The organism is Peribacillus sp. YIM B13481 (genome assembly GCF_042787985.1).
Classification (GTDB): Bacteria; Bacillota; Bacilli; order Bacillales; family DSM-1321; genus Peribacillus; species Peribacillus simplex_A.
This window is the reverse complement of the sequence record NZ_JBHZPE010000054.1, coordinates 1-26,956: the sequence shown is the minus strand read 5'-3', so window position 1 is coordinate 26,956 and position 26,956 is coordinate 1. Positions and strand designations below refer to the sequence as shown.

21 protein-coding genes, 1 tRNA gene and 3 pseudogenes are annotated in these 26,956 nt (G+C 38.0%); 19 read left to right on the top strand and 6 right to left on the bottom strand.

Annotated elements, in window-relative coordinates:
* Nucleotide 1 precedes the first annotated feature (1 nt).
* The 5 genes from ACFX4X_RS21670 (at nt 2) to tsaD (ending at nt 2,882) form a co-directional block, all read left to right on the top strand.
* A tRNA-Met gene (locus ACFX4X_RS21670) sits at nt 2-75 on the top strand.
* Between the two features lie 181 nt (nt 76-256).
* A complete protein-coding gene (tsaE, locus tag ACFX4X_RS21665; RefSeq protein ID WP_061461194.1) occupies nt 257-709 on the top strand; it encodes a tRNA (adenosine(37)-N6)-threonylcarbamoyltransferase complex ATPase subunit type 1 TsaE in 453 nt (150 codons plus the stop codon).
* Entirely contained in the window at nt 709-1,401 is a 693-nt protein-coding gene (gene tsaB, locus ACFX4X_RS21660) for a tRNA (adenosine(37)-N6)-threonylcarbamoyltransferase complex dimerization subunit type 1 TsaB (RefSeq protein WP_061461195.1), read from the top strand. Before tsaE ends, tsaB begins: the two co-directional genes overlap by 1 nt.
* 21 nt (nt 1,402-1,422) lie before the next feature.
* A complete protein-coding gene (gene rimI / locus ACFX4X_RS21655) occupies nt 1,423-1,875 on the top strand; it encodes a ribosomal protein S18-alanine N-acetyltransferase (RefSeq protein ID WP_284469019.1) in 453 nt (150 codons plus the stop codon).
* Nucleotides 1,872-2,882, top strand: a complete 1,011-nt coding sequence (gene tsaD / locus ACFX4X_RS21650; protein WP_377386308.1) for a tRNA (adenosine(37)-N6)-threonylcarbamoyltransferase complex transferase subunit TsaD — start codon at nt 1,872-1,874, stop codon at nt 2,880-2,882. The genes rimI and tsaD overlap by 4 nt, the downstream gene beginning before the upstream one ends.
* 276 nt (nt 2,883-3,158) lie before the next feature.
* Here tsaD and ACFX4X_RS21645 read toward each other — a convergent pair whose 3' ends face one another.
* Entirely contained in the window at nt 3,159-5,078 is a 1,920-nt protein-coding gene (locus tag ACFX4X_RS21645) for an ABC-F family ATP-binding cassette domain-containing protein (RefSeq protein WP_089364321.1), read from the bottom strand.
* 131 nt (nt 5,079-5,209) lie between these two features.
* Between ACFX4X_RS21645 and moaC the strand changes: the two genes are divergently transcribed.
* Entirely contained in the window at nt 5,210-5,716 is a 507-nt protein-coding gene (moaC, locus tag ACFX4X_RS21640) for a cyclic pyranopterin monophosphate synthase MoaC (protein ID WP_061461199.1), read from the top strand.
* A 30-nt stretch (nt 5,717-5,746) separates the two neighbouring features.
* Nucleotides 5,747-6,409: a redox-sensing transcriptional repressor Rex gene (locus tag ACFX4X_RS21635; RefSeq protein ID WP_057915804.1), complete on the top strand. Its 663-nt coding sequence runs from the start codon at nt 5,747-5,749 to the stop codon at nt 6,407-6,409.
* A gap of 29 nt (nt 6,410-6,438) precedes the next feature.
* Here ACFX4X_RS21635 and ACFX4X_RS21630 read toward each other — a convergent pair whose 3' ends face one another.
* Nucleotides 6,439-6,651, bottom strand: a complete 213-nt coding sequence (locus tag ACFX4X_RS21630; RefSeq protein WP_061461201.1) for a YdiK family protein — start codon at nt 6,649-6,651, stop codon at nt 6,439-6,441.
* Complete coding sequence (locus ACFX4X_RS21625) at nt 6,648-7,373, bottom strand: CPBP family intramembrane glutamic endopeptidase (RefSeq protein WP_377386303.1); 726 nt, start codon at nt 7,371-7,373, stop codon at nt 6,648-6,650. The genes ACFX4X_RS21630 and ACFX4X_RS21625 overlap by 4 nt, the downstream gene beginning before the upstream one ends.
* Nucleotides 7,374-7,709: 336 nt before the next feature.
* On the opposite strand from ACFX4X_RS21625, the gene groES reads away from it, so the two are divergent.
* Together groES and groL are read left to right on the top strand one after the other, a co-directional pair.
* On the top strand, nt 7,710-7,994 hold the full coding sequence (gene groES, locus ACFX4X_RS21620) for a co-chaperone GroES (RefSeq protein WP_053348954.1): 285 nt from the start codon (nt 7,710-7,712) through the stop codon (nt 7,992-7,994).
* 59 nt (nt 7,995-8,053) lie between these two features.
* Nucleotides 8,054-9,691, top strand: a complete 1,638-nt coding sequence (groL, locus tag ACFX4X_RS21615) for a chaperonin GroEL (protein ID WP_284469017.1) — start codon at nt 8,054-8,056, stop codon at nt 9,689-9,691.
* Between the two features lie 93 nt (nt 9,692-9,784).
* Here groL and ACFX4X_RS25565 read toward each other — a convergent pair.
* Both ACFX4X_RS25565 and ACFX4X_RS21600 read right to left on the bottom strand, forming a co-directional pair.
* Nucleotides 9,785-10,966, bottom strand: a pseudogene (locus tag ACFX4X_RS25565) (tyrosine-type recombinase/integrase).
* Between the two features lie 20 nt (nt 10,967-10,986).
* A complete protein-coding gene (locus tag ACFX4X_RS21600; protein ID WP_377386297.1) occupies nt 10,987-11,301 on the bottom strand; it encodes a hypothetical protein in 315 nt (104 codons plus the stop codon).
* A 160-nt stretch (nt 11,302-11,461) separates the two neighbouring features.
* Between ACFX4X_RS21600 and ACFX4X_RS21595 the strand changes: the two genes are divergently transcribed.
* From ACFX4X_RS21595 to ACFX4X_RS21555, 9 genes and pseudogenes are all read left to right on the top strand, one after another.
* Nucleotides 11,462-13,051 (top strand): PucR family transcriptional regulator, encoded by a 1,590-nt coding sequence (locus ACFX4X_RS21595; protein ID WP_377386294.1) that lies wholly within the window; start codon nt 11,462-11,464, stop codon nt 13,049-13,051.
* Nucleotides 13,052-13,222: 171 nt separating this feature from the next.
* Complete coding sequence (locus ACFX4X_RS21590) at nt 13,223-14,680, top strand: CoA-acylating methylmalonate-semialdehyde dehydrogenase (RefSeq protein WP_377386291.1); 1,458 nt, start codon at nt 13,223-13,225, stop codon at nt 14,678-14,680.
* A 35-nt stretch (nt 14,681-14,715) separates the two neighbouring features.
* Nucleotides 14,716-16,056 (top strand): aspartate aminotransferase family protein, encoded by a 1,341-nt coding sequence (locus ACFX4X_RS21585; protein ID WP_377386313.1) that lies wholly within the window; start codon nt 14,716-14,718, stop codon nt 16,054-16,056.
* A 471-nt stretch (nt 16,057-16,527) separates the two neighbouring features.
* Nucleotides 16,528-17,976: a YfcC family protein gene (locus tag ACFX4X_RS21580; protein WP_377386289.1), complete on the top strand. Its 1,449-nt coding sequence runs from the start codon at nt 16,528-16,530 to the stop codon at nt 17,974-17,976.
* Between the two features lie 24 nt (nt 17,977-18,000).
* Nucleotides 18,001-19,455: pseudogene (locus ACFX4X_RS21575) on the top strand (aminoacyl-histidine dipeptidase); the annotation flags it as partial.
* A 207-nt stretch (nt 19,456-19,662) separates the two neighbouring features.
* Nucleotides 19,663-20,369: pseudogene (locus tag ACFX4X_RS21570) on the top strand (IS6 family transposase).
* Between the two features lie 1,281 nt (nt 20,370-21,650).
* Complete coding sequence (locus tag ACFX4X_RS21565) at nt 21,651-22,991, top strand: sensor histidine kinase (RefSeq protein WP_377386286.1); 1,341 nt, start codon at nt 21,651-21,653, stop codon at nt 22,989-22,991.
* Nucleotides 22,988-23,635, top strand: coding sequence for a response regulator (locus tag ACFX4X_RS21560; protein WP_377386283.1), 648 nt, complete (start codon nt 22,988-22,990; stop codon nt 23,633-23,635). The genes ACFX4X_RS21565 and ACFX4X_RS21560 overlap by 4 nt, the downstream gene beginning before the upstream one ends.
* A 493-nt stretch (nt 23,636-24,128) precedes the next feature.
* A complete protein-coding gene (locus ACFX4X_RS21555; protein WP_125162312.1) occupies nt 24,129-25,460 on the top strand; it encodes a peptide MFS transporter in 1,332 nt (443 codons plus the stop codon).
* Here ACFX4X_RS21555 and ACFX4X_RS21550 read toward each other — a convergent pair.
* Complete coding sequence (locus ACFX4X_RS21550) at nt 25,364-25,783, bottom strand: tyrosine-type recombinase/integrase (RefSeq protein WP_377386280.1); 420 nt, start codon at nt 25,781-25,783, stop codon at nt 25,364-25,366. The genes ACFX4X_RS21555 and ACFX4X_RS21550 overlap by 97 nt on opposite strands.
* Nucleotides 25,784-26,058: 275 nt before the next feature.
* Between ACFX4X_RS21550 and ACFX4X_RS21545 the strand changes: the two genes are divergently transcribed.
* Nucleotides 26,059-26,496 carry a VOC family protein gene (locus ACFX4X_RS21545; protein WP_061461207.1) on the top strand — a complete coding sequence of 146 codons (438 nt, stop codon included), beginning with the start codon at nt 26,059-26,061 and terminating at the stop codon, nt 26,494-26,496.
* The last annotated feature ends 460 nt before the right edge of the window (nt 26,497-26,956 follow it).

Here is a 26,956-nt window from a genome sequence, read left to right as displayed (position 1 = left end):
TCGCGGGGTGGAGCAGTCCGGTAGCTCGTCGGGCTCATAACCCGAAGGTCGCAGGTTCAAATCCTGTCCCCGCAATCATAAAAAAAACGAAACTTAGGTTTCGTTTTTTTTGTTTTATCCGAAATTCAAATAATTTGTCCCTAACTTATTTGTTTCTTCTTTTGAAACAAGGTAAACTACATATAGAATGGTTTTTGTTCCATAACGGACATGAAATATAGGACGTTTTCCTAATAATGATAAAGGTGATTGATATATGCAACATTTTGAATGGATTTCTCAGGATGAGGAAGAAACAGCGCAATTTGCGCATAAATTGGCACAAAAACTTTCGAGTGGAGATGTACTGGCTTTAGAAGGTGACCTAGGTGCAGGGAAAACGGCATTCACAAAAGGGCTAGCTAAAGGGTTAGGTGTTACTAGAGTAGTAAATAGCCCTACCTTTACGATAATAAAGGAATACATGGGGCGATTGCCTTTATATCATATGGATGTATATCGGGTAAGTGAATCAGAAGAAGATTTAGGCTTTGATGAATATTTTGATGGTGATGGTGTGACTGTCGTTGAATGGGCCCATTTAATAAAGGATCACCTTCCTGATGAAATCTTGACCATTTATATTTATCGTCTTAGTGATACAAGCCGGCGTTTTGTCTTAGCAGCCAAAGGCGAACGATATGTAACGTTATGTAAGGAGATTATTTGATGAAGGTTTTAGCTATAGATACTTCGAATTTCACATTAGGGATTGCACTGATAAATGGGAGTCAAGTAATTGGTGAGTATACGACGAACCTAAAGAAAAACCATTCGGTGCGGGTAATGCCAGCAATTGAGACGCTGTTAAGGGATTGTGATACTAATCCGAAGGAATTGACTAAGATAGTGGTCGCTCAAGGTCCAGGCTCTTATACAGGCGTCAGGATTGGTGTGACGATTGCGAAAACCTTGGCCTGGACGCTTCAGATTCCGTTATCAGGTGTTTCCAGTTTAGAAGTTTTAGCAGCAAATGGACGTTATTTTAACGGGTTGATATCTCCCTTGTTCGATGCAAGAAGAGGGCAGATTTATACTGGATTATATGAAATGAAAAACGATCTGTTAAAAACAGTCATGGAAGATTGTAATATTCTATCCTCTGAGTGGGCGATGCGATTGAAGGAATTAAATCGTCCTGTTTTATTTGTTGGTCAAGATGTTGACATCCATCGGGATGCGATTACGGAAGCGTTAGGCAATTTAGCAGTATTTGCTCCGGTACAGTCGTTTAACTCAAGACCAAGCGAACTGGCCTTCATTGGTCTTCTCAAGACTGAAGTGGATGTTCACCAGTTTGTACCGAATTATATTCGCATGGCTGAAGCAGAAGCTAAGTGGCTTGAACAGCAGGGGAAATAAAAAGGAAAGCGACCGATTACTATGAGTAAAACATTGACGTTCCGAAAGATGAAAACGGAAGATATCGACCAAGTGCTTAACGTGGAAAAACAATCCTTTGCTTTGCCTTGGAGCCGGGAAGCTTTTTTTAATGAATTGAATCATAATCAATATGCTGTATACATGGTGATAGAAGATGAGGGGAAAATAGCTGGTTATTGCGGCGCTTGGATTGTCATTGATGAATCGCACATTACCAATATTGCAATTTTACCTGAATACCGAGGGCAAAAGCTTGGAGAAGCTTTGCTCAGGAAGATGATTGAAATCTCCATTGCAATGGGGGTGGTGAGGATGACGCTTGAAGTCCGTGTCAGTAATGCAGTAGCCATTTCACTTTATGAAAAACTAGGTTTCCAAAAGGGCGGAATCCGAAAAAATTATTATACAGATAATCAAGAAGATGCTTATGTTATGTGGGTGAATTTTTCATGAAAACAAATCAACTTATATTAGGAATTGAAACGAGCTGCGATGAAACTGCGGCAGCTGTCATAAAAAACGGAACAGAGATACTAAGCAATGTCGTGGCGTCACAAATAGAAAGCCATAAACGTTTTGGCGGAGTAGTCCCCGAAATAGCTTCCCGTCACCATGTAGAGCAAATTACGATTGTTCTTGAAGAGGCGCTGCTTCAGGCGGGTGTGACATATCAAGATTTGGATGCCATTGCCGTTACAGAAGGCCCTGGACTTGTAGGGGCACTATTAATAGGCGTTAATGCGGCTAAGGCTGTAGCTTTTGCACATGGAATCCCGATTGTAGGTACGCATCATATAGCGGGCCATATCTATGCAAATAGACTTATTCAGGAGATCCAATATCCTGCCCTTTCTTTGGTCGTTTCGGGAGGTCATACTGAATTGGTCCTTTTGGAAGAACCGGGTTCTTTCAAGGTGATAGGTGAGACGCGGGATGATGCAGCAGGAGAGGCGTATGATAAAGTGGCTCGAACCTTGGGGCTCCCTTATCCTGGTGGCCCTCATATCGATAGACTTGCACAAGAAGGTTCACCTTCATTGAAACTGCCTCGGGCATGGTTGGATGGCAGCTATGACTTTTCTTTCAGCGGGTTGAAATCAGCTGTAATCAACACTTTGCATAATGCAGAACAGCGCGGGGAAAAAATTGAACCTAAAGATTTGGCGGCAAGTTTCCAAGCAAGCGTGATAGAAGTGCTTGTAATAAAAGCTGTTAAGGCTGCCAAGGAATATAATGTGAAACAGGTATTGCTCGCCGGTGGAGTTGCGGCAAATAAAGGCCTGAGGGAAGCATTAACGGAAGCTTTTAAGGATTTACCTATGGATATATCCATTCCGCCCCTCTACCTTTGTACGGACAATGCGGCCATGATCGGTGCTGCCGGCAGTGTCATGTTTGAAAAAGGTAAGCGCTCCGGATTGGATTTGAACGGAAATCCCGGATTGGATATAGAAGCATAATTGACGTGAAGACAGGACCTTAACTTCGGGATCCTGTCTTTTTATCGTGTTTAATAAAAAAATAGAATATTCTGTGGATAAAGTTTATTTGACAATCAAACTGCATGTGTATAAACAGGAGTTTTGTGGATAAGTGGATATGTTTCTGTGGATTATGTGTATAACTCGAATCAATGGCTAGTAAACGGCAAGTGATTTGTTAATAATTTTGTGGATAACTTTTAGGGGCATTTTAACTGGAAAAGAAAAGACCGAGTCATTTGACTCGGTCAATTGTCATTCTTCCAGTTCAGCCCATTCTTCGAGAAGCAGGTCTAATTTTTCCTGTGCTACATCAAGCTTTGTTTGGACTTCCATTACTTTCTCATGGTCCTGGAAAACATTTGGGTCACAAAGGTGTTCGTTGTATTCGTTTATTTCGGTTTCAAGAAGCTCCATGGCCGCCTCGATTTCCTCAATGCGCCTTTTTCGCTGGCGTTCAGCTTTTTTTGCTTCCTTATCAATTTTATAATTTGTTTTTTCTGCGGCTACATCTAAGGTTTTTGCGTGATTTTCCTGTTCAAGTTCTTTGATTTCAGCTTGCTCCTGTTTCTTCTCTACGTAGTAATCATAATCACCGAGGAATTCTTCGTTTCCGTCTTTGGAAAGCTCGATCACTTTCGTTGCTATCCGATTTATGAAATAGCGGTCATGTGAAACGAAAAGAATGGTTCCCGGATAATCGATCAATGCATTTTCAAGCACCAATTTACTGTCGAGGTCTAAATGGTTTGTTGGCTCATCAAGAATTAAAAAATTCCCTTTTTCCATCATCATTTTGGCTAGAGCTAGCCTGGCCTTTTCGCCGCCGCTTAGTGTGGAAACGGTTTTCAAAACATCGTCCCCACTAAAAAGAAAATTACCGAGTACGGTTCGTATGTCCTTTTCCGGTTTAAGGGGATAATCATCCCATAATTCATTGAGTACGCGTTTATTGGAAATAAGGTTAGCCTGTTCCTGATCGTAGTAGCTGACTTCGACGTTCGTTCCAAAACGGAAATTCCCAGAAAGTGCAGGCAGCTTAGAGATGATCGTTTTCAATAACGTTGATTTTCCAACGCCATTTGGGCCAACAAGAGCTATGCTCTCTCCTTTTGTCATCCGGGAATTTATATTTTTTGATACCGTTTCTCCTTCGTAACCGATAGCCAAATCCTGAAGGTGTAGCACTTCATTTCCGCTTTGCCGTTCAATCTGGAAAGAGAAATTAGCGGATTTTTCATCACCTTGCGGCTTGTCCAATACATCCATCTTTTCGAGCTGTTTGCGTCTACTTTGTGCTCTTTTCGTGGTGGAAGCCCTTGTGATATTGCGTTGGACAAAGTCGCGAAGCTTTTCGATTTCCCCTTGTTGTTTCTCGAAAAGCTTCATGTCCCGCTCATAATCTTCCGCTTTTCCCTCTAGGTAAGAACTATAATTGCCATAGTACTTTTTCATGTTATTCCGGGAAATTTCATATACCTGGTTTACAACTTTATCAAGAAAATAGCGGTCATGGGAAACAATAAGAACAGCTCCTTGGTAGCCTTGTAAATATTGTTCAAGCCAAGAAAGGGTTTCGATATCCAAATGGTTCGTTGGCTCATCCAGAATCAATATATCCGGTTTCCTTAAAAGCAGCTTCCCTAAAGCAAGTCTTGTTTTTTGCCCACCGCTTAAAGTGGAAATTGGGGTAGAATAGTCAAAATCAGCAAACTGAAGTCCATGCAATACTGAACGAATATCCGCTTCATATTGATAACCGCCCTTCTCTTTGAAAGCTACCATCAAAGTGTCATATTCATTTAATACTTTTTGGTAAATTGCTTCATTTTCAAAGATGTCAGGTCTGGCCATATCAGCCTCAAGGCGACGCAGTTCTTTTTCTTGTTCTAAAAGGTCATTGAATACAGTCAGCATTTCATCCCAAATGGTCAGTTCTGATTCCAGTCCCGTGTCCTGTGCCATATATCCGATGGTGACACCTTTTGGTTTGATTATTTCACCGCCATCATGGGAAAGCTGCCCGGCTATGATTTTTAGCAGAGTAGATTTTCCAGCGCCATTTCGGCCGACAAGTGCAATTCTATCCTTATTTTGAACTTCGAGCTTCATATTTGATAAAATAAGTTCAGCTCCATAATATTTCGATAGTTGATTGATTTGTAATAAAATCATAGATTTCACCTCAATTGATTATTGTTAGTGTAACGTATTATAGTTATTATCGGCAACAGCTTGGTTCCAAGCAAAAACAAGCTATTACATAAAGTGGAATAATAGTGTATGATTTAGGAGGGGTTACTTAAATGGGAGACTTAACGCATTTTAATGAACAAGGCCGGGCTAAGATGGTTGATGTGACTGCTAAGCCTGAAACATCCCGGACGGCAATAGCTCAATCGAGCATTTTATTGAACGATGAAATATATGAGTTGGTCACGAACCAGAAAATGAAAAAAGGTGATGTATTGGCCGTTGCACAGGTTGCAGGAATCATGGCCAGCAAAAATACATCCAATATAATTCCAATGTGCCACCCTATTGCTCTGCAAGGGGTCAATATAGCCTTTGAATGGGAAAAAGAAGATGAAGGATATAGGCTTAGGATTGAAACGGAAGCTAAGACAAAAGGGAGTACAGGTGTGGAAATGGAAGCGTTAACAGCTGCATCCGTGACTGCCTTGACTATTTATGACATGTGTAAGGCCCTTGATAAGGGAATGGTAATCGGGCCTACATTCTTAGTGGAGAAAACAGGCGGAGTGTCTAGTAACGATTATAAAAGACAAGTAATTCAAACAGATAGAGATTAAGTTGAAAAGCATGTGTGAAGGCGGGGAAGAATGATGAACCATGACCCAAAGATACCGCAGGCAACAGCCAAAAGGTTGCCATTGTATTATCGATTTTTAAAGAACTTACATTCCTCAGGCAAACAAAGAGTTTCCTCGGCAGAGCTAAGCGAAGCTGTAAAGGTGGATTCTGCGACTATTCGCCGTGATTTTTCCTACTTTGGAGCGCTTGGAAAAAAAGGCTACGGCTACAATGTCAATTATTTATTATCCTTCTTTAGAAAAACACTAGATCAAGATGAACTGACAAAAGTCGCTTTAATCGGAGTGGGGAATTTAGGGACTGCTTTTTTAAATTACAATTTCATTAAAAATAATAATACGAAGATTGAAATGGCATTTGAAGTTTCTGAAGATAAGGTCGGCAAGCAAATAGCTGATGTGCCAATCTATCATATGGATCAAATCGATACACTATTGCAGGAAAATAATATTACTGCGGCTATTTTGACAGTGCCTGCTCAGGTAGCACAGACGATAACCGATCGTCTAGTCAAAGCTGATATAAAAGGAATATTGAATTTCACACCTGCACGGCTGACGGTACCCCCATCCATAAGGGTTCACCACATTGACCTGGCCGTGGAGCTTCAGTCACTCATCTACTTTCTGAAACATTATCCTGTAGTGGAAGAAGCTGCATTGGAGGAATGAAAAAAACGCTGCATCTTCGCAGCGTTTTTTTATTTTTTCTTATTTTTTTGGGCGGCTTTAATCTTAAAGTGAAGCATGATCATGCGTAATCCCGATCCAAAGTCTAAAGTCGCAATTAGTACAAGTATGTAGGCAAAGATTCCCCATCCGGAAGAACTGACGGTTTGAATCGCGATAGCGGTAAAAAGAGCTCCTAAGCCTGCATAGATGATACCCATGAATAATGGTGATTGACGTTTCATAATAAACCTCCGATGAAGGCCTGTGCAGTATCTAGCATCTTCTCAATATCATCCCGATTTACAACTTGAAAGATGATAACAAGCGTATTCATCGCAATATGTGCGCTCATGGAAACGAGGATGCGGCCCGTTTTCGCATAAAGAAAAGCAAAGGTAAAACCCATTGCCGAATATAAAAGAAGATGTTCCAATTCACCATGCGCCAAGCCAAAAATAACTGAACTGAGTAAAGCAGAAATAAAGAAGTTAAAGCGTTTATGAAGTGATCCGAAAATGATTTTCCGAAAAATGATTTCTTCCAATATAGGTCCAATAACTGAAGTGACGAAAATGACTATGGGAACTTGGTAAATGAGTGAAATGAGCTGCTGTGTATTTTCAGATTCAGGCTCCACCCCAAGCATCTGTTCAATGTATCCAGCAATGCTTTGCGCAAAAAGAGCGAGGAACACTCCGGCAACTGCCCATAATATGGACGTGGGAATGGAAGCTGGAGTGCTTCTGTCCATTTTTTCCTTCATATCTTTTCTCATTAAAAACAGGATCAAGGATAGAGCAACGAAAAAGCTGAATACGATCCAGTATGCTGCAGACCTCACCTGGAGTTCATCAGCAGTCATTCCAGTTGAAGACCCGATCAGCATGAAAAGAGGTACCCCAACAATACTGGATAATTGCATGGAAATGTAGGTGATGACGACGAACCAATATTCTTTTTTCAAAAATGAAAACTCCTTTTATTTAGTCACCCATTCCGCTTAGAACGTTCCTGATATGGGGACAATCTATAAACGCATACTCCAAAATGGTATCAAATAATGAGACAGAACACCACTTAAAGATACCCCTAACAAAACATTTTAGCACCTTTGTTAAAAGAATCATTATGCTAAAGTAGTATACCCGAAATTTATCAGAAATTAATAAAAAATTTTCGATAAGATACTTGCAAAAAAGGCTCGGTTTATTTAATATTATAAATGTGTTAGCACTCGATGGTGAAGAGTGCTAATAATCATGAAACAAATTATCAAGAGAATATGAGGAGGTTGTTTCACTTGTTAAAACCATTAGGTGATCGCGTTATTATTGAACTAGTTCAATCTGAAGAAAAGACTGCAAGCGGTATTGTTCTTCCTGATACTGCAAAAGAAAAGCCACAAGAAGGTAAGGTAGTAGCTGTTGGTACTGGCCGTGTCCTTGAAAATGGCGAACGTGTTGCTTTAGAGGTTGCCCAAGGCGATCTAATTATCTTCTCAAAATATGCAGGTACTGAAGTTAAATACGAAGATACTGAATACTTAATTTTACGTGAAAGCGACATTCTAGCTGTTATCGGCTAATTATACATCATACTTAACTGAACGAAAATTTTCTTAAAATTTTAGGGAGGTACTTATAAATGGCTAAAGAAATTAAATTTAGTGAAGAAGCTCGCCGCTCCATGCTTCGTGGTGTGGACGCACTTGCAGATGCAGTTAAAGTAACGCTTGGACCAAAAGGTCGTAACGTGGTTCTTGAGAAAAAATTCGGTTCACCGCTTATCACAAATGACGGTGTGACGATCGCTAAAGAAATTGAATTGGAAGATGCATTCGAAAACATGGGTGCGAAATTGGTTGCTGAAGTAGCGAGCAAAACAAACGACGTAGCTGGTGACGGTACAACTACTGCAACGGTTCTAGCGCAAGCGATGATTCGTGAAGGTCTTAAAAACGTAACAGCTGGTGCAAACCCAATGGGTATCCGTAAAGGAATCGAAAAAGCGGTTAATACTGCAATTGCAGAATTAAAAGCTATTTCTCAACCTGTTGAAAACAAAGAATCGATTGCACAAGTTGCTGCTATCTCTTCAGCTGATGAAGAAGTGGGCCAACTGATTGCTGAAGCTATGGAACGTGTTGGTAACGACGGCGTCATCACAATCGAAGAGTCTAAAGGTTTCACAACTGAATTGGACGTTGTAGAAGGTATGCAGTTCGACCGTGGATATGCTTCTCCTTATATGGTTACAGATTCAGATAAAATGGAAGCTGTCTTAGAGAATCCATACATCTTGATCACAGATAAAAAAGTAACGAATATCCAAGAAATCCTTCCTGTACTTGAGCAAGTTGTTCAACAAGGGAAACCACTATTATTGATTGCTGAAGATGTAGAAGGCGAAGCGCTTGCAACTCTTGTTGTGAACAAACTTCGTGGAACATTCAATGCAGTTGCGGTTAAAGCTCCTGGATTCGGTGACCGTCGTAAAGCAATGCTTGAAGACATCGCAGCTCTTACAGGCGGCGAAGTAATCACTGAAGAAATCGGACTTGATCTTAAATCTGCAACAATCGAATCTTTAGGACGTGCTTCTAAAGTGGTTGTTACAAAAGAAAATACAACAATCGTTGAAGGTTCTGGAGATACAGCTCAAATTCAAGCTCGTGTAAACCAAATCCGTGTTCAATTAGAAGAAACAACTTCTGAATTCGACCGTGAAAAATTACAAGAACGCCTTGCTAAATTAGCTGGCGGTGTAGCGGTGATCAAAGTCGGTGCAGCTACTGAAACGGAATTAAAAGAACGTAAACTTCGTATTGAAGATGCATTGAACTCCACTCGTGCCGCTGTTGAAGAAGGTATCGTAGCCGGTGGTGGTACAGCACTTCTTAACGTATACAATAAAATCGCTGAAATTCAAGCGGAAGGCGACGTAGCAACCGGCGTGAAAATCGTTCTTCGTGCTATCGAAGAGCCTGTTCGTCAAATCGCTCACAATGCTGGACTTGAAGGCTCTGTAATCGTAGAGCGCCTTAAAGGCGAAGCAGTTGGTACTGGCTTCAATGCAGCTACTGGACAATGGGTGAACATGATCGAATCCGGTATCGTCGATCCTACAAAAGTAACTCGTTCAGCTCTACAAAACGCTGGTTCTGTAGCAGCTATGTTCTTAACGACAGAAGCTGTCGTTGCTGACAAACCAGAACCTGCTGGCGCTGGCGGCATGGGCATGCCTGACATGGGCGGCATGGGCGGAATGGGCGGCATGATGTAATTTGATCTATAAAACCCTTATATATTAAGGGTTTATAGATGGAAACATCATTTTAGGTGCCGAAAAGGTGCCCGAACCAATCCAAAATTAAAATTAGAGGCTTCTCATTAGTTGAGCAAACTTTTGGGAAGCTTCTTTTTTTCTGTCTTTTGTAATGTGTAAATAAACTTGTGTAGTTGTTTCATCTTCTGTGTGACCAAGTCGATCCATAATTTGAAGTAATTCAACACCAGCTTCTGCTAACAAAGATTTTATGGGTGTGTCTTAAGGAGTGAGGTGTTAATCGTTTGTTAATAGCTGGTGTTTTTTTTAACAGGCTTTCCATTCGATTTTCTATAGTCTTAATAAAATGTGGATAACCGAAATAAGGAGCATTTAATCTTCCAAAAACAAAATCATTATCATAATACTCTTTGCCAACTTGTAGTTTGATTTCTTTTTGCTTCAATTTATGTTTATGGAGGGTATTAATAACTTCATCTTCCACATCAATCTTACGTATTGAGCCGTTAGTCTTGGGAGGAAGCAATTTATAATTTTTGGTATTATTTCTTGGATTATAGTAGGTCTTCGTAATATTGATCGTATTTTCTTCAAAATCAATGTCTTTCCACTTAAGAGCTACTAATTCACCAGCTCTAAATCCTGTCCAGGATAAAGTTAAAAAAATAACATAGTCATCGATTTCACCCTGTGTTTTGGCTGTATCTAAGAATGCCTTTAACTCATATTTTTCTAAATATTTATCTTCGACTTTCTTATTTTCAATATCCTCAACTGTTTTTTTTCTTTCGGAATGAAGGCATACTCTGTTGGATCAGCTAATAATAGGTCTTGCTCTTTTATATATCATCCTTGCTGTTCCGTGTATACCAGAAATGGTATTATGAGCAATCTGCTCTTTCTTCTTTAAATCATTTAATGCATTTTGATACATTTTTTAGTAATATCCTTGATTTTATATTTAGTAAAATAGCGATTTAAATACCCAATTTCATGTTTTCTAACACGGATAGTACTTATCTTTACATCTGTTTCACTATAGACATCAAGCCAGTCTTCTGCCACTTCTTCAAAAGTTAAATTTGTATCTTCAAATTTTTTACCACTTGTTTTCCGCTCGAATTCTTTAAGAGCATCTTTAGCATCTTTCTGTTTAATAAATCCTTTTTTAACAATTCGCCGGCGGTTTCCTATTTGGGGATCTACTCCATTCTCTACTACGTACATCCATCTTTCGCCTTCTTTGGTTTGATATTTCTTTACATAAGCCATCCATACATCTCTCCTTATAGTTATACAAGAATAAAAGGTTCTTTTCTTTCGTTAGGTAATAGTTGCAATACTTCCTCGATGTCGGGAAGCTGGATAATAAATTGGTCAACTTCATGTGGATTAACACCATGTCTACTAATTCGATGCTTAATTTGATCAAGATTTAATCCTAACTGGCTGGCATGAAGATTATTAGTTAATAAGTCTTCAATATTGATGGAGGAACTAAGTATTGAATCATCAAAGTCATTTCTGTCAAAATACTCGAAAGGAGCAATTACATCAAAATAATAAGAATCTTGTTCCCATGGAATTTCCAAGAGACTAAAAGTCAAAACATACCAGACTGGAACTTGTTTTCCTTCAAAATAAAAATAGTTGTTTTGGCCTGCATCTTTTATTGTTTTGGGAAGCGTGGAAAATTTATGTACAGTTTGCTTTGGAGTGATTATACTTACTGAAACTGGATTCCTTATGGAGAGGGGCGAAATAAAGATGTACTCTGACGTTAAATTATCTGTACAGGAAATATTAGAGAAGAGAAATTTTAGAAATGCAAAAGTGATCGCAGGCACAGGTGGATTGTATAGAACGGTTAAATGGATTCATGTTATGGAAGTAACTCAAATTGAACAGCTCCTTAACGGAAGTGAACTAATCCTATCAACAGGGATGGGATTGAAAGAAAGTAAAGAGATTTTCCTTGTATTCTTCAAACAGCTTATTGATTCCAATGCTGCTGGACTGTGCATTGAATTAGGAACATATATGGCTAGTATCCCAGAAGAAATTATAGAATTAGCCAACCTGCATCATTTTCCCTTAATTGTTTTTTACGAAAAAGTACGATTTGTTGATATTACACAAGATTTGCATACTCTCTTAATCAAAAAACATTATCAAATGATTTCAGATTTAGAAGATTATTCACATCAGTTAAATCGGTTACTTCTAAAATCTAACCCACAACAAAAAATCTTGAATTTACTACATAAATATGTAAATATGTCAGTTTGCTTTATTCAAAATCAAGGTGAAACCTATATTGTATCCAACAAATCATCGAAAGAACAGAAGCAAATACTTCAACTATTGAAAGAGGAAAATATACAAAAACATATGAATATCGCTCATCAGTCTATACAAGCATTGAATCAGAAATTTGCCGATTTATTTATTATATCCGAATCAAGTCCGATTTCAGAGTTTGAATCACTCATTTTAGACAGAAGCGCTACAGCATTATCACAATATATTTTACGTGTGTTATACGTTGAAGAAAGAAGAAGGACGGAAGTAACGGTATGGATTCAAAAATGGTTAGAAGGAGCACATAGTGAGGATCAAATAAGCAGATTCCTCTCAGGTTTGGACCCTGATCTTGAACCAAACGGATGTGTCGTTCTACTGTTTAAGATCAATCAGTTAGATGAGGGAAATCCAGAAATTACATACTTGAAAATACTTTTTCGTTCTGTTTTCCTATCACATGGTTTCTTCCTTTTATCTACTATAAGTGAAAATAAAATCATTTTTATATTAGTAAATAAGCGAAAAAACAATGATTGGAAACATAGAATTGAAGTTGGAATACAACATATACAACAAGAATTGGTAGAGGATCGGAAATTTGTTCAAATTAAATTTTGTGTTGGAAAGTTTATGGAAAATCTAAGCGAAATAAAAAAGAGTTATCACACGGCACAAGAGACATTTATCATTCAAGAGAAAATACCGAAAGCATGCTTTAGTTATTTTTATGAAGAATTATTTATTTTTCGATTAGTGTCTATAGCCAATGAACAAGGTGCACTTGATGATTTTATCTCTGATTATTTAAACCCTGTCCTTCAATATGATCAGCAAAACAATGGGAAACTAATGGAAACATTAAAAACTTATCTTAAATGTAATGGATCAAAGCAGGAAACTGCAAATAAATTATATATCGTTCGTCAGACTCTTTATCAACGACTTCAAAAATTAAATGAGCTATTAGGTGAAAATTTTATGGATTTCTATAAACGACAAGCGATAGAATTTGCTATCACCGCCTATGAATATGTATCTTCTCCTAAATCATAAGTTAATACCATGATCCTGTTATTTTAGACTATTTGTAAATGGTCATACTTAAAATTACCAGAATGTCGTGAAAATTTTGTAATTAAATTTACATACTGTCTACTGAATGCGTTTTCATAAGTAGATATAATAAATTCATAGAAAGATAATTTCAAACTAGGAGGTTTTACTATGGTAGTAACCCAAAATGTACAAACGTTAAAAAACTTTATTGGAGGAAAGTGGATAGAATCTACAAGCAAACAGGTTGAAGATATACCTAATCCAGCAACGGGAGAGATTATTGCTCGTGTACCACTTTCAAATAGAAAAGAATTAAATGGGGCTGTTGCAACGGCTAAAGAAGCATTTAAAAAATGGAGAAAAGTGGCTGTGCCTCGCCGTGCTCGTATTCTCTTCCGTTATCAACAATTATTAGTCGAAAACTGGGAAGAGTTAGCTAAACTGATTACGCTAGAAAACGGAAAAAGTTATGAAGAAGCTTACGGCGAAGTCCAACGTGGGATTGAATGTGTTGAATTTGCCGCAGGTGCACCAACTTTAATGATGGGTCAGCAACTTCCGGATATTGCTACTGATATTGAATCTGGTATGTATCGTTACCCAATCGGAGTAATCGGAGGAATCACACCATTTAACTTTCCGATGATGGTTCCATGCTGGATGTTCCCACTGGCGATTGCATGCGGAAACACGTTTGTATTAAAACCATCTGAAAGAACTCCTTTGTTGGTTAATCGCTTAGCTGAATTGATTAAAGAAGCAGGTCTGCCTGATGGCGTATTAAATATTGTGCATGGTGCTCATGACGTTGTTAATGGCATTCTGGACAATGAGGATGTGAAGGCCGTATCCTTTGTTGGTTCTCAACCTGTTGCTGAGTATATTTACAAAACTGCAGCTGCTAACGGCAAACGTGTCCAAGCTCTTGCAGGTGCAAAGAATCATTCCATTGTCATGCCGGATGCTGATTTAGACAACGCTGTAAACAATATCATTAATGCGGCATTTGGATCTGCAGGTGAACGTTGTATGGCAGCTTCCGTTGTTGTTGCAGTAGGAAACGTTACTGATGAATTAATAAGTCGACTCAAATTAGCAGCTGATGGCATTACAATTGGAAATGGTATGGATGAAGGCGTGTTCCTTGGGCCAGTCATTCGTGAGTCACACCAAAAACGGACGATTCATTATATTGAAATGGGTGAAAATGAGGGAGCTTCTTTGATCCGGGATGGAAGAAAGGATGTAGTGAATGAGCAAGGGTATTTTGTTGGCCCTACGATCTTCGACAACGTCAAACCTGAAATGAAAATTTGGCAGGATGAAATTTTTGCTCCAGTGTTATCAATTGTTCGAGTTGAGACCTTAGAGGAAGCCATTGAACTGACAAATAAGTCCGATTTTGCAAATGGGGCTTGCTTATATACTGACAGTGCTAAAGCAATCCGTGAATTCCGTGAAGAAATCGATGCAGGTATGTTAGGTGTCAATCTTGGAGTTCCCGCTCCTATGGCATTCTTCCCTTTCTCTGGTTATAAGAAATCCTTCTATGGTGATCTCCATGCAAATGGAAAAGATGGAGTAGAATTCTATACTCGTAAGAAAATGCTTACTGCTCGTTATTAAAAATAGTGATGTAATAAAAAATTGAATGGAGGTCGATTGTGGTGCAAACGCAAACACAAAATTTGCAAAAATTAGATGAAAAATATCTTTGGCATTCAATGAGAGGGGCGAATTCTAGCCCATCCAATTTAATTATCACAAAAGCAGAAGGAGCATGGGTAACGGATATTGATGGAAATCGTTATTTAGATGGCATGTCTGGTCTTTGGTGCGTGAATGTAGGGTACGGGCGAAAAGAGCTTGCGAAAGCGGCTTATGAGCAGCTTGTAGAAATGCCGTACTTCCCATTAACCCAAAGTCATGTTCCCGCGATTAAATTGGCAGAAAAGTTGAATGAATGGCTTGGCGGCGATTACGTTATTTTCTTCTCGAACAGTGGATCGGAAGCGAATGAAGCCGCGTTTAAAATTGCTCGTCAATATCACCAACAAAAAGGGGATCACGGACGCTACAAATTTATTTCTCGCTATCGCAGTTATCACGGTAATACAATGGGTGCGCTTGCAGCAACAGGTCAGGCACAACGAAAGTACAAATATGAACCATTAGGGCAAGGGTTTCTGCATGTAGCACCACCTGATACGTATCGCAATCCTGATGATGTTCATACACTTGAAAGTGCTGAAGAAATTAATCGTGTCATAACTTGGGAGTTAAGTGAAACGGTGGCCGGGGTAATTATGGAGCCGATTATTACTGGGGGAGGAATTTTAATGCCTCCTGATAGATACATGGCAAAAGTAAAAGAGATTTGTGAGAATCATGGCGCCTTGCTAATTTGTGATGAAGTCATATGCGGATTCGGTCGGACAGGGAAACCATTCGGATTTATGAACTATGGAGTCAAGCCTGATATCATTACGATGGCGAAAGGAATTACTAGTGCTTACCTTCCATTATCGGCAACGGCAGTCAAAAGAGAGATTTACGAGGCTTACTTAGGCAGTGAGGAGTATGATCGTTTCCGTCATGTAAATACGTTCGGGGGAAGCCCTGCCGCTTGCGCCTTAGCTTTGGAAAACTTAGGAATTTTAGAAAATGAAAAGCTCATCGAACGCTCCAAAGAATTGGGTGAACGCCTATTACGTGAACTTGAGGATGTAAAGGCACATCCAAATGTGGGGGATGTACGCGGAAAAGGCCTTCTTCTCGGTATTGAACTGGTAGAAGATAAGCAAACAAAAGAACCTGCGTCCATTGAAAAGATGAACAAAGTTATTAGTGCTTGTAAAGAAAGAGGGTTAATTATTGGTAAAAATGGTGACACCGTTGCGGGATACAATAATATATTGCAGCTTTCTCCCCCATTAAGTATTACAGATGACGACTTTGCCTTTATCGTCAAAACACTGAAAGTAAGCTTAACTCAAATATGATATTTGTAAGTAGGTTAACATGAGTAATGATTATTCATTAATCACCAAAAAAATGTATACAAATAGCCGACGTAATAAAATCTGGCAATGGCAATGCCGGTTGATAGAGCAAAGTGTTTGATTTGAGATTGTTCTGATGAGTCAATCGAGCCTTTCTCAAAATGAACTTTCAATAACTTCAAACATTCTTTTTGAATAGATGGATTTATTTGCGGTAAAAAGATAGGACAACCTTCTATAGGATAGTAGATCACCTGTAAGGAAAGCATTTGAGAGAAAGTTTGTAGAATTTTAGTGAATTTAACCTTTTTTACAAATAGGAAATTTTGTCTCTTGCCTAAGGTCAATCTCATGTGGAATGGATGGAAAATACACCCCTAACTCAATGCAAAGGGCAGAAGCATTTTGTCGAAAGATACGACAAGCAAACGTTTTTGTCACCATAACTTTTAACCAGGAGCTGGATAGATAATGGGGAAAACTGCAATTGAATCAAATAATCAAGAATCAAACAAGCAAGTTATAAAGAGAAAAAAAATTAATTTCACAATGCCCCACAGTTATGTTTTTATGGGAATGATGATTTTCTTAGCAGGGATTTTAACATACATTGTACCTGCAGGTGAATTTAGTAGAGTGGAAGATCCGGCTACTGACAGATTAGTTGTCGTACCTGATTCTTATAAGCTTATTGAACAATCACCAGTTAGTTTTTTTGATTTGTTTTTGAGCATTCAAAAGGGAATGATAAATGCAGCGGAAATCATTTTCTATGTCCTTTTTTCCTATGGTTTTATATTTATGCTAACAAAAACTGGAGCCTTTAATTGCGGCATTGGGGCACTTTTAAAGAAAATGAAGGGAAAAGAAAATTTCATTGCCCCTATTTTTATGCTTGTCTTTGGACTTATGGGTGCAACCTTTGGAATGTATGAAGAAAGCTATGGATACATTCCCCTAATGATGGGAATTGCTGTTGCCCTTGGATATGATGCATTGGTTGGTGTTGCTATTGTTTATGTGGGCATAACTACGGGTTTTTCAGCATCCATAACAAACCCTTTTACCATTGGAATAGCTCAGAGCATTGCAAAAATCCCTTTGTTTTCTGGAACTGGGTTTCGTATTATAGCTTTTATAGCCTTTATGTCCCTGTCAATTTTTTATGTTATGCACTATGCAAATAAAGTAAAAAAAAATCCGGATGCAAGCCTTGTAAAAGACATAGAGTTTCCCTTTCTTTCAGATATAAGAAAAGGGGTGCTATCTGAGCAAAAATTTACTACACGGCATAAAATTAGCATGATATTGTTTGTAGGTACCATTCTAACTTTAATTATGGGAACGGTTAAATTTAAATGGCATCTTCCAGAATTATCAGCTGTCCTCATTATGATGATGATTGTTATAGGTTTAGTAAACAAGCTTACTTTTGCTCAAATTGCAGATACATTTATAGAAGCATGTAAAACCATGGTATTTGCTGCTCTCATTATTGGCCTAGCTAATGCTATATTAGTTGTTTTTCAAGAAGGGCACATTATCGATACAATTGTGCATGCTATGGCGTATGTTATAAAGGACCTATCGCCTATGATTTCTGCAAGCTCTATGGTCATTGGACAAACCTTACTTAATTTATTTATTCCTTCAGCATCTGCCGCGGCAGCGATTTCAATGCCCATTATGACGCCGCTAGCGGATCTTGTCGGTCTGAATCGCCAAATTGCCGTTCTAGCTTTCCAATTTGGAGACGGATTTGCAAATATGTTTTGGCCTCATACTGTTGCTGTTATATGCGGGATTGCCTGCATACCAATTGATCGTTGGTATAAATTTTTATGGCCGCTTTTCCTTTCAATTCTAAGCTTGGAGATCATATTTGTCATCATTGCAGTAGCTATTAATTATGGACAGTAATTGAACGGTGAAAGGATGATCAACTTGTATAATAGTTTAGAAGAGTTAAAAAAACATATAGTATTTTACTATTTTTCAGAAATATCAAATATCCCTAGGGGTTCTGGCAATGAGAAAGCGATCAGCGACTATTTGGTTCGCTTTGGAAAAGAACGTAATTTAGAGGTCATACAGGATGAAGCATTAAATGTCATTATAAAAAAGAAAGCTACACCTGGATATGAGAATATACCAACCGTCATTATCCAAGGGCATATGGATATGGTTTGTGAAAAGAATAAAGGGACTCTTCATGATTTTGAAAAAGATCCACTTCAATTAAGAATTGTAGGAGATATGCTATATGCAAAAGATACAACATTAGGTGCTGATAATGGAATTGCAGTAGCTTATGCTCTTGCTTTATTAGATTCAGATGAAATCCCTCATCCTTCCCTTGAAGTTGTTATCACAACAGAAGAAGAAACCACTATGGGGGGAGCTTTAGCTGTAGATCCTGCTAACCTTGACGGTAAAATTCTCATTAATATTGATTCAGAAGAAGATAACAAGTTATTGGTAAGCAGTGCAGGTGGGATAAAAGTAATCCAAACTCTTCCGATAGTTTGGCAAGATATCCCTAAGGATGTATCGGCTTATTTTATTAGCGTAAGAGGATTAAAGGGAGGACATTCTGGTATGTCTATCAATAAGGGAAGGGGTAATTCCAATAAAATAATAGGACGATTATTATATGATTTGTTAGCTGAATTCCCTTATTTTATTCAACAAATCAATGGTGGCGTAGCAGTAAATGCAATTCCTCGTGAAGCTGATGCAATTATTTTGCTTCGTTCAGATTCTGTTGAGAAACTAGAAAATAAAATTGACGAGTGGAATGTTATCTTTAAAAACGAGCTGCAAACATCTGACCCAGATGTATATATAAGCCTTGAAAACATAAAGTTTGATTTTACCAAGGCTTTTTCGGAAGAAACAATGCGTAAGGCAATTACCTCTCTGATGTTAATTCCAAACGGTATTCAAAGCATGAGTATGGAAATAGAAGGGTTGGTCGAAAGCTCGACTAACTTAGGAGTTGTTACAACATTAGATACAGAAATAAAGTTTGAAAGTGATACGAGAAGTTCGGTAAAAAGTCTAAAGTACAATATAGTTAATAAAGCCAAAATAGTAGCAGATACACTTGGGTGCCAATTTACTACCGAATGCAATTATCCAGAATGGCCATATAATCCTAACTCAAACATTCGAAAGTTATTTGAAAAAATTTATAAGAAGAAACATGGTACTGATATTGAGATTATCGCAGTGCATGCTGGAATTGAGTGTGGTATCTTTATCGAGAAAATTCCTGAATTAGATGCTATTTCGATTGGTCCTGATATGTACAATGTTCATACTCCCGATGAACATTTAAATATACATTCTACGATGAATAATTGGAAATATTTCCTTTCAGTACTAAAAGAAATGAAATCATTTAATTGGAAGGAAAATAGTATGTATGAAGAGGATCGAAAAATGGGTCTGGAGCAAAAAAGTAGGTAACAAAATCTAAATGAACTTTAACGATAATGATTCAGTTGGTTCTGGTGCAAAAACTTCAAGACAAGTGCAATTAATCTCTATCTCTAAATCTTGGATATACTGATACTATTACTCTAAAAAAGGTGTGTGATCAGTATGTCTAAGGAAAATTTATTTAAATGGAAACATTATCAACCAGAAATTTCTTCTCACTGTCAGATGGTACCTACGGTACAACCTTAGTTTTCGTAATCTTGTAAAAAATGATGGAGGAACGTGGCCTATCAATGGCTCATACAACGATTATGCGTTGGGTACATCAATATGGCCCTGATTTAGATAAGAGAATTCGTCGTCATCTCAAACAGACCAATGAATCGTGGAGAGTAGATGAAACATACATAAAAGTAAAAGGATAATGGATGTATTTGTATCGTACAGTCGATCCAGAAGGGAAACGATTGATTTTTATCTAAGTGAATTAAGAGATAAACAAGCTGCCAAGTGCTTTTTTTAGAAAGCCTTGGTTACTTGCCATTCTACAACCCCACGTGTGATTACGTTTGATAAGTACCCAGTTTATCCTGTAGCGATTCAAGAGTTAAAAGAAGAAAAAAGTATGCCAGAAGGCATACGAGTACGACAAATACGGTATCTGAACAACATTGTGGAACAAGATCATCGTTTTATAAAAAAACGGGTCCGTTCTATGTTGGGATTGAAATCGTTTCGAACAGCCACCTATATTTTGAGTGGTATCGAAGCTATGCATATGGTTAAAAAAAGATCAACCTCATCAACGGGTAAAGTCTGCCCTAAATGAGGTTGAATTCATTCATAAGTTGTTCGGGGTAGCTGCTTAATCCCAAAGTTAACAGGGTATTACCTCTCTATGGTTCTAGTACTCGCAGCAGAACCGAAAAAAGGACAACTTCAACAAGGGGTGAAGTCTGTCCAAATCGAGATTGAACTCATACATAAATTATTTGGAGTAGCATCATAATTTATAGATGAAAAATGAAAAGGATATTGAGGTTCTATGTTTCTAACAAATCCTATTTGCACCAGAACCAATGAATTTATAGCTAATCTTGAGTTATTCAAGAATCGGGCGCGTTTGTGTAATAAGCTCAATAGCTTTTTGCTAACTTTCAGCTTAATAGAAGAAAAACAACCTTGGTGCCAAAAAGGTGCCGAATGGGTGCCGATATTTATATTTTTGCATATTGTTGAGTAAATATTTTTAATGGGAACAAATATTCTTGATAGTAGATAGATTAAGATTAGATTGTATGATATTTTCAAGTAAAACCTCACAATCTATGGGCGGCATGATGTAATCATCGCTTAAATCCCTTAATATAGGGGTTTAACGAGGATTCAGAGTGAATGCTCACCAAACATGTGAATATTTTTAAAGTTGAAGGCCCCCCACAGTTTACTGTGGTGGGCCTTTTTCTTTGTTGTCAGTCATGTGAGCATACATCGTTATTTGAGACTGTATGCCCTAATTGTTGTTTCAGTAACTATGCGTGCTGAACGATTGCTGCGTAATTTCCTTATTGATATATGCGGTAACTTCCTAATAAGAAGTTGTAACCGTATTGCAGGCAGTTTTTGCACTAATGATTTGTTTAAAACATAGAGCTCTAATATTCTTTTCATCTATGAATCATGATGCTACTATGTATTCAATCTCGCATTGGACAGACTTCACGAAGTGATCCTTTTTTCAGCCCAACAGTTCATCTCCACTTTATAGATATCTGTTTGGCTATTCGAAATGTTTTTAATCCTAGCATAGAACGGACTTTCTTATCCAACTCAGGAACATATTGAAGGAAGGACCCACGCAGTAGAGTTATGGATAAGCATCGTTCCTCCATGATTTTCATAAAATCATGAAAACGCAAGTTGTACCGTAGGAACCACCTTACTGTGTGAATAATAATTTCAAGGACATAATGCTTCTAAAGAGATTACTTGCAGGATGTTCGGATTTTTACACCAGAACCCATTTTTTTGTAATTTTCATAATTGCGATGAATTGCGTATAATGGAAGGGTATACATGAACTTAAAATAAATCCGAAATGAAAGAATGGTCATCATTCTATTCTATAAGCAATTAAAGGTGAAATGATTATGATATCTAGTCTTATGAAGTCTTGGACAATATGGATGAAAATTGGTGTAATGTTATTCGGGGTATTCTTATTATCGTGGTTGGGCCCTGACGAAATTGGCCTGACTGATTTTCTTATTTCATTAAGAGAAGATGAAGAAACGGGAAATAAGTTAATGCTTGCCGTTTTTTTGTTAGTGTCTTTAAATACAGTTTTAGCTTTGTTTCATTATATTGGTGCACTGCTGTTGGGAGACGAAATCGGTGCTCGTTTAAACCGTCCATGGTTAAAAATCATCATTCCTCTTATTGTTATTCCTCTCGACTATATCGTGATAAATGCTTATTATTCATTAACATACTCATTTAGCGCCTATGCGTTGTTATTGTTGTTCGCAATCTTATTATTGCAAGCCTTTGAAAAGGATAGGCTAAAGCCAATTATTAAATCAATTATTTGTTCTCAATTAATCTTTGGGATTGAATGGCTGAATGAGATTCCTTCTTTATCCCAATATGGATTTGGCCAAGGGTCGCTTTCAATGGAATTAAAAGATATAGCAGTTCAAGTTGGATTTGAGCAATCTTTAACATTGTACAGTTTAACTTTGTGTTTAATTTTTGTTATTAATGCTGTTATTTTAGCTGTGTATTTTTCATTAGCTGAACAAAAGTGGCGGATAAAGCAAGAGCTTCATTATGCGCAATTAGAAGCGATTCAGTCTAGGTCAGGACGGGAAGCGCTCTATCTGGTCCATGATTTAAAAACGCCTCTCACAGCAATTGAGGGGCTAAATTCTTTAATTAGTTTGAAGGTGGACGATTCTAAAATTAAAGAGTATTGTCAAAAGATTTCATCATCGATTCATTCCGTTAGCGACATGATTTCTGAGATTTTATATGATGATAAAAAACATTGGTGCCGTATAAAAGATTTAGTTGGATACGTCAAAGCAAGCAGACTGAGCGGGACAAATCTTAATTTGAAAGTAGACTTTCAAACAGATCCCGAAATTAAAATTTTAATTAATAAAATCCGAATGACAAGGGCATTAGTGAACTTAATTGACAATGCTTACGATGCAGTGAATGGAAAAGAAGATGGTAAGATTTTGCTTAAGATAAAAACCTATGAAAATGAACTTTGGTTGGGCGTATCAGATAATGGGATAGGGATTACACCTAAAGAGCAGGAGAAAATATGGAAAGCTGGGTTCAGTACAAAATTGCATCCAGGGATGGGGTTAGCTTTCGTACGACAAGTTGCTAAAGGACATGGTGCATCTTTAGAAATTGACAGCAAGCTTGGACATGGGACAACAATTTGGATTAAACTAGCCGAGAGGAGTGTGTCAAGATGAACATTTTAGTCATTGATGATGATGCATCAATTCAATATATGCTAAGTGAAATTTGTGAATTTGCCGGCTGGAATGTAGATACGGCTAACAACGGAAAAGAAGGGTTAAATGTGTTTGCAGAAAAAGGAGCAGATGTTGTTTTAGTTGATTATCATATGCCGGAAATGGACGGAATAAAAACGGTGGGTGAACTTCGTACCCTTAATGCTGATGTTCCGATTCTTGTATTGACAGTCGATGAACGACAGGAAATTGCTGATCGCTTTCTTGAAGCAGGCGCAACTGATTTTGCATTAAAGCCTGTAAAAGCGCCTGATCTGATTTCAAGGATTCAACTTCATGCACGCCTTGCAAAATTAACTCAATCAGCTACGCAGCAAAAATCCAGTGAAGAAAAGGATGTATTTGTAACAAAGGGAATTAGTAAGAGAACACTTTGTCACATTAGTGATTTTTTACATTCTAATCGTGAACCTTTTTCTGTTGATACAATTTCTAAAGAAGTTGGTTTGGCTTATCCGACCGTCTATCGCTATATTATGCATTTACTTGATGAAGGAAAAGTGGAAATTATTGTGAGTTATCAAAAAATAGGAAGACCGAAAAATTTATATCAATGGATTGTTGATAAAAAACTGCCTTAATACAAGGCAGTTTTTTATTATAATGGGGGTCTCCGTTGATAAACAGACCGCTAATGCAGCAAGACTTTTTTTCTTTTTTTTCTGTATTTTTATATTTTCTGATAATATAAAATTATTTTACAACACTAAATATTCTTGAAAGTTTATATGCTTTCATTGAACCTCCTTTTTCAAGCAATAAGAATTATTCATTTAAAGAGATTGATTACACAGAGGGGTGACATTGTTAGTGGACTAAGAACGTTGACTCGGTTCTGGTGTAAGCTTAAATGTTATCAAAATAAACACGAAAATATAGTGTAAACACTGAACATTCTGGAAGTTTGCTACCTGATTCATTTTGCACCAGAGACAAGATTGGAAATGAAAACGCTTACCAAAGATGGGTTGGGTGGCCTTCATCGTTAGATCTAATAAAAAAATGCAATTATATTGTGAATGTAAACGATTGGTGGATGGTTTAATATTTAACCATATTTAGGGGGACTTTATTATGCAGGCAATTTTAAAAAATGATGTTCAGCAGCCAAACCCGTCCAGGAAAAAGCATCCTCTTGGATTGTATATGCTGTTCGCGACTGAGGCATGGGAGCGCTTCAGTTATTACGGAATGAGAGCAATCCTTGTTCTTTACTTAACGGCAACTGTTGTAAACGGCGGGCTTGGAGTCGACAAATCTACGGCTATGGGCATATACGGATTCTTTACTGGTGCCGTTTATATTACGCCAATGATTGGCGGATACTTAACTGACCGTTTCATAGGCAGAAGATTGGCGATTACGATTGGTGGCATTTTAATGGCGCTTGGTAACTTTTCGCTATTCGCAAGTCAGAGTTTGACGGCGCTTTACATTGGTCTTGGTTTATTGATTATCGGTAATGGTTTCTTCAAGCCAAACATCTCGACAATTGTTGGTGATCTTTATGAAGACAACGATCCGCGTCGTGATGGAGCTTTCACCATCTTCTATATGGGTATTAACGTTGGGGCTTTCTTCGCACCATTAATAGTTGGACTTATGAGCTATAAATATGGGTTCCTGACAGCAGCAATTGGCATGATTGTAGGGCAGTTAGTTTTCAACTTATTAGGCAATCGTTATTTAGGCGATATCGGTAAAGAACCTACTGGTAAACCGGAAGTTACAGCTGGTCAAAAATCAGCTGCACCGTTAACGAAAAGAGAACAAAAACGTACAGCGGCTATCGTGATTTTGGCAGTCTTCGTTATTGCGTTCTGGGCCGCTTTCGAGCAGGCAGGAAGTTCATTAACATTGTACGCTAATGACCAAATTGATCGGACTGTATTTGGTTTTGAGGTTCCGACTGCTTGGTTCCAATCATTGAACCCATTATTCATCGTGATTTTAGCGCCAATCATGTCTGCTTTATGGTACAAGCTTGGCAGCTCAAAACGCGGTGACTTAAAAACTCCAACGAAGATGGCTCTTGGTTTGGTCACTGTTGGTTTAGGTTTCTTAGTACTGCTTCCTGCTGTTATGTATACAGGGAACGATACAGCGCTGAAAGTAAATATCCTGTTCATGATTGTAACGTATTTCCTTCATACATTAGCCGAATTAATGATTTCACCAGTTGGCTTATCAATGGTAAGCAAAATTGCTCCAATCAAGCTTGCCTCTCTTCTAATGGGAGTATGGCTGGCAAGTTCCGCGGTAGCTAATATGGTAGCCGGCCAATTAGCTGCATATACGCAGTCTTTAGGTTACCTGGAAATCTTCAGTGTAATTGGTTTTGTAACAATTGGTTTAGGTATTGTACTATTGCTTCTTTCGAAGCCAGTAGCAAAGCTGATGAAATAATGAGAAAAGGAGCTGACCCAAAAGGCATATAATGTGCCTTTTGGGTCGAGCTTTTTTGTATATGGCCGTGCTTTGTGGAATATCATTGGTGTATTTATGTCTGAATGCCCTAATATCTCTTGTATCTCTTTTATACCTGCACCAACATCAATGAAAAGAGATGTATGAGTATGTCTAAAGCTGTGGGGGGTAATATGCTTGTCTACATCCCAATGCTTCATTAAACGCTGTAAACGCAATACCACTTGCTTCATAACCCTTGGATGCCCGATGTTTTCAGCAAAAATGAAATCTTGATCCTCATATACTAACCGTTGTTTCATTTTCAATTCCATCTGCTCACGCTTGTGTCCTCTGCTTTAGAACATTATCTAAAAGTACATACTGTGATATAAATTGAAACGCCGTATACGCGAACCGTACGTACGGTGTTGTGAGAGGGGCGAAAATAAACTTATTTTCCCCCCACTCGATTATGCAACTAAAGGGGCAGGTTTGTTGAAGAAGGATATTTTCTGTTTTAAGCGAATTAGAATTTCAAACAAACTTTACACGAATACAGGTATTGAAAATAACAGGAATATAGGAGGTATGAGATATGAAGATCAATAGAATAGATCATGTGAGTATAAACGTAAATGATCTTTCAGAGGCTAAAGCGTTTTTTCTTGATTTAGGACTTGAAGTACAAGCGGAATGGGAATTGGATGGAGAACAGTTGGACAGAATAGTTGGGCTTAATGATGTTAAAACGGCATGTGTAGGACTGGGGATGCCAGATGGTCAGGCATGGATAGAGCTAGTCAAATTTTATACGCCGTCAGATGAAAAAGATATTCAGCAACCTTTGGCAAATACGCTGGGTATCCGACATATTTGCTTTGCTGTTGAAGATATTGAAGCTATTGTTGCAAAATTGAAAAAGAAAGGCACGGAAATCTTTAGTGAGATACAGCAATATGAAGAAAGTTATAAGTTATGTTACGTTCGTGGTCCAGAGGGAATTATTTTAGAGTTGGCGGAGAAAATCAGATAAATATTGAATGGGACTTTAAATGATTTAGACCTCCAACTTTAAAGATTTCTTCTTAAACTATAGGGTGCTTTACTTGAAGAAGTCAAATAAAAAAGTCGGTTCCTTAACGTACAGGGAATTCGACTTCTTTATGTTTGAATTTGCTTAGCGTACAAAATTTCCGAAATGTTGGCGATACTCCTTTATACAACTCCCTCAGTATGATAGCTATAGCTCTCGAATGCTCACTTATTCGCAGGATTTCATAACCCTTGAAAATATATTAACGGTTAAAAGCAATGAGCTCAGATCATTTTGGTTCGCGGAGGCATAGTTAAATAAAGGAGTCTTAACAAAACTCCATATTCTACCATATAATGCACATTTTCTCCACGCCGCCCCTGGAGGCTTTCCCTCCCATGTCTCAACGGGTCATATTTATATGCCCTTTCATTCCTTCGTCATGCCTATCCAAGGGGTG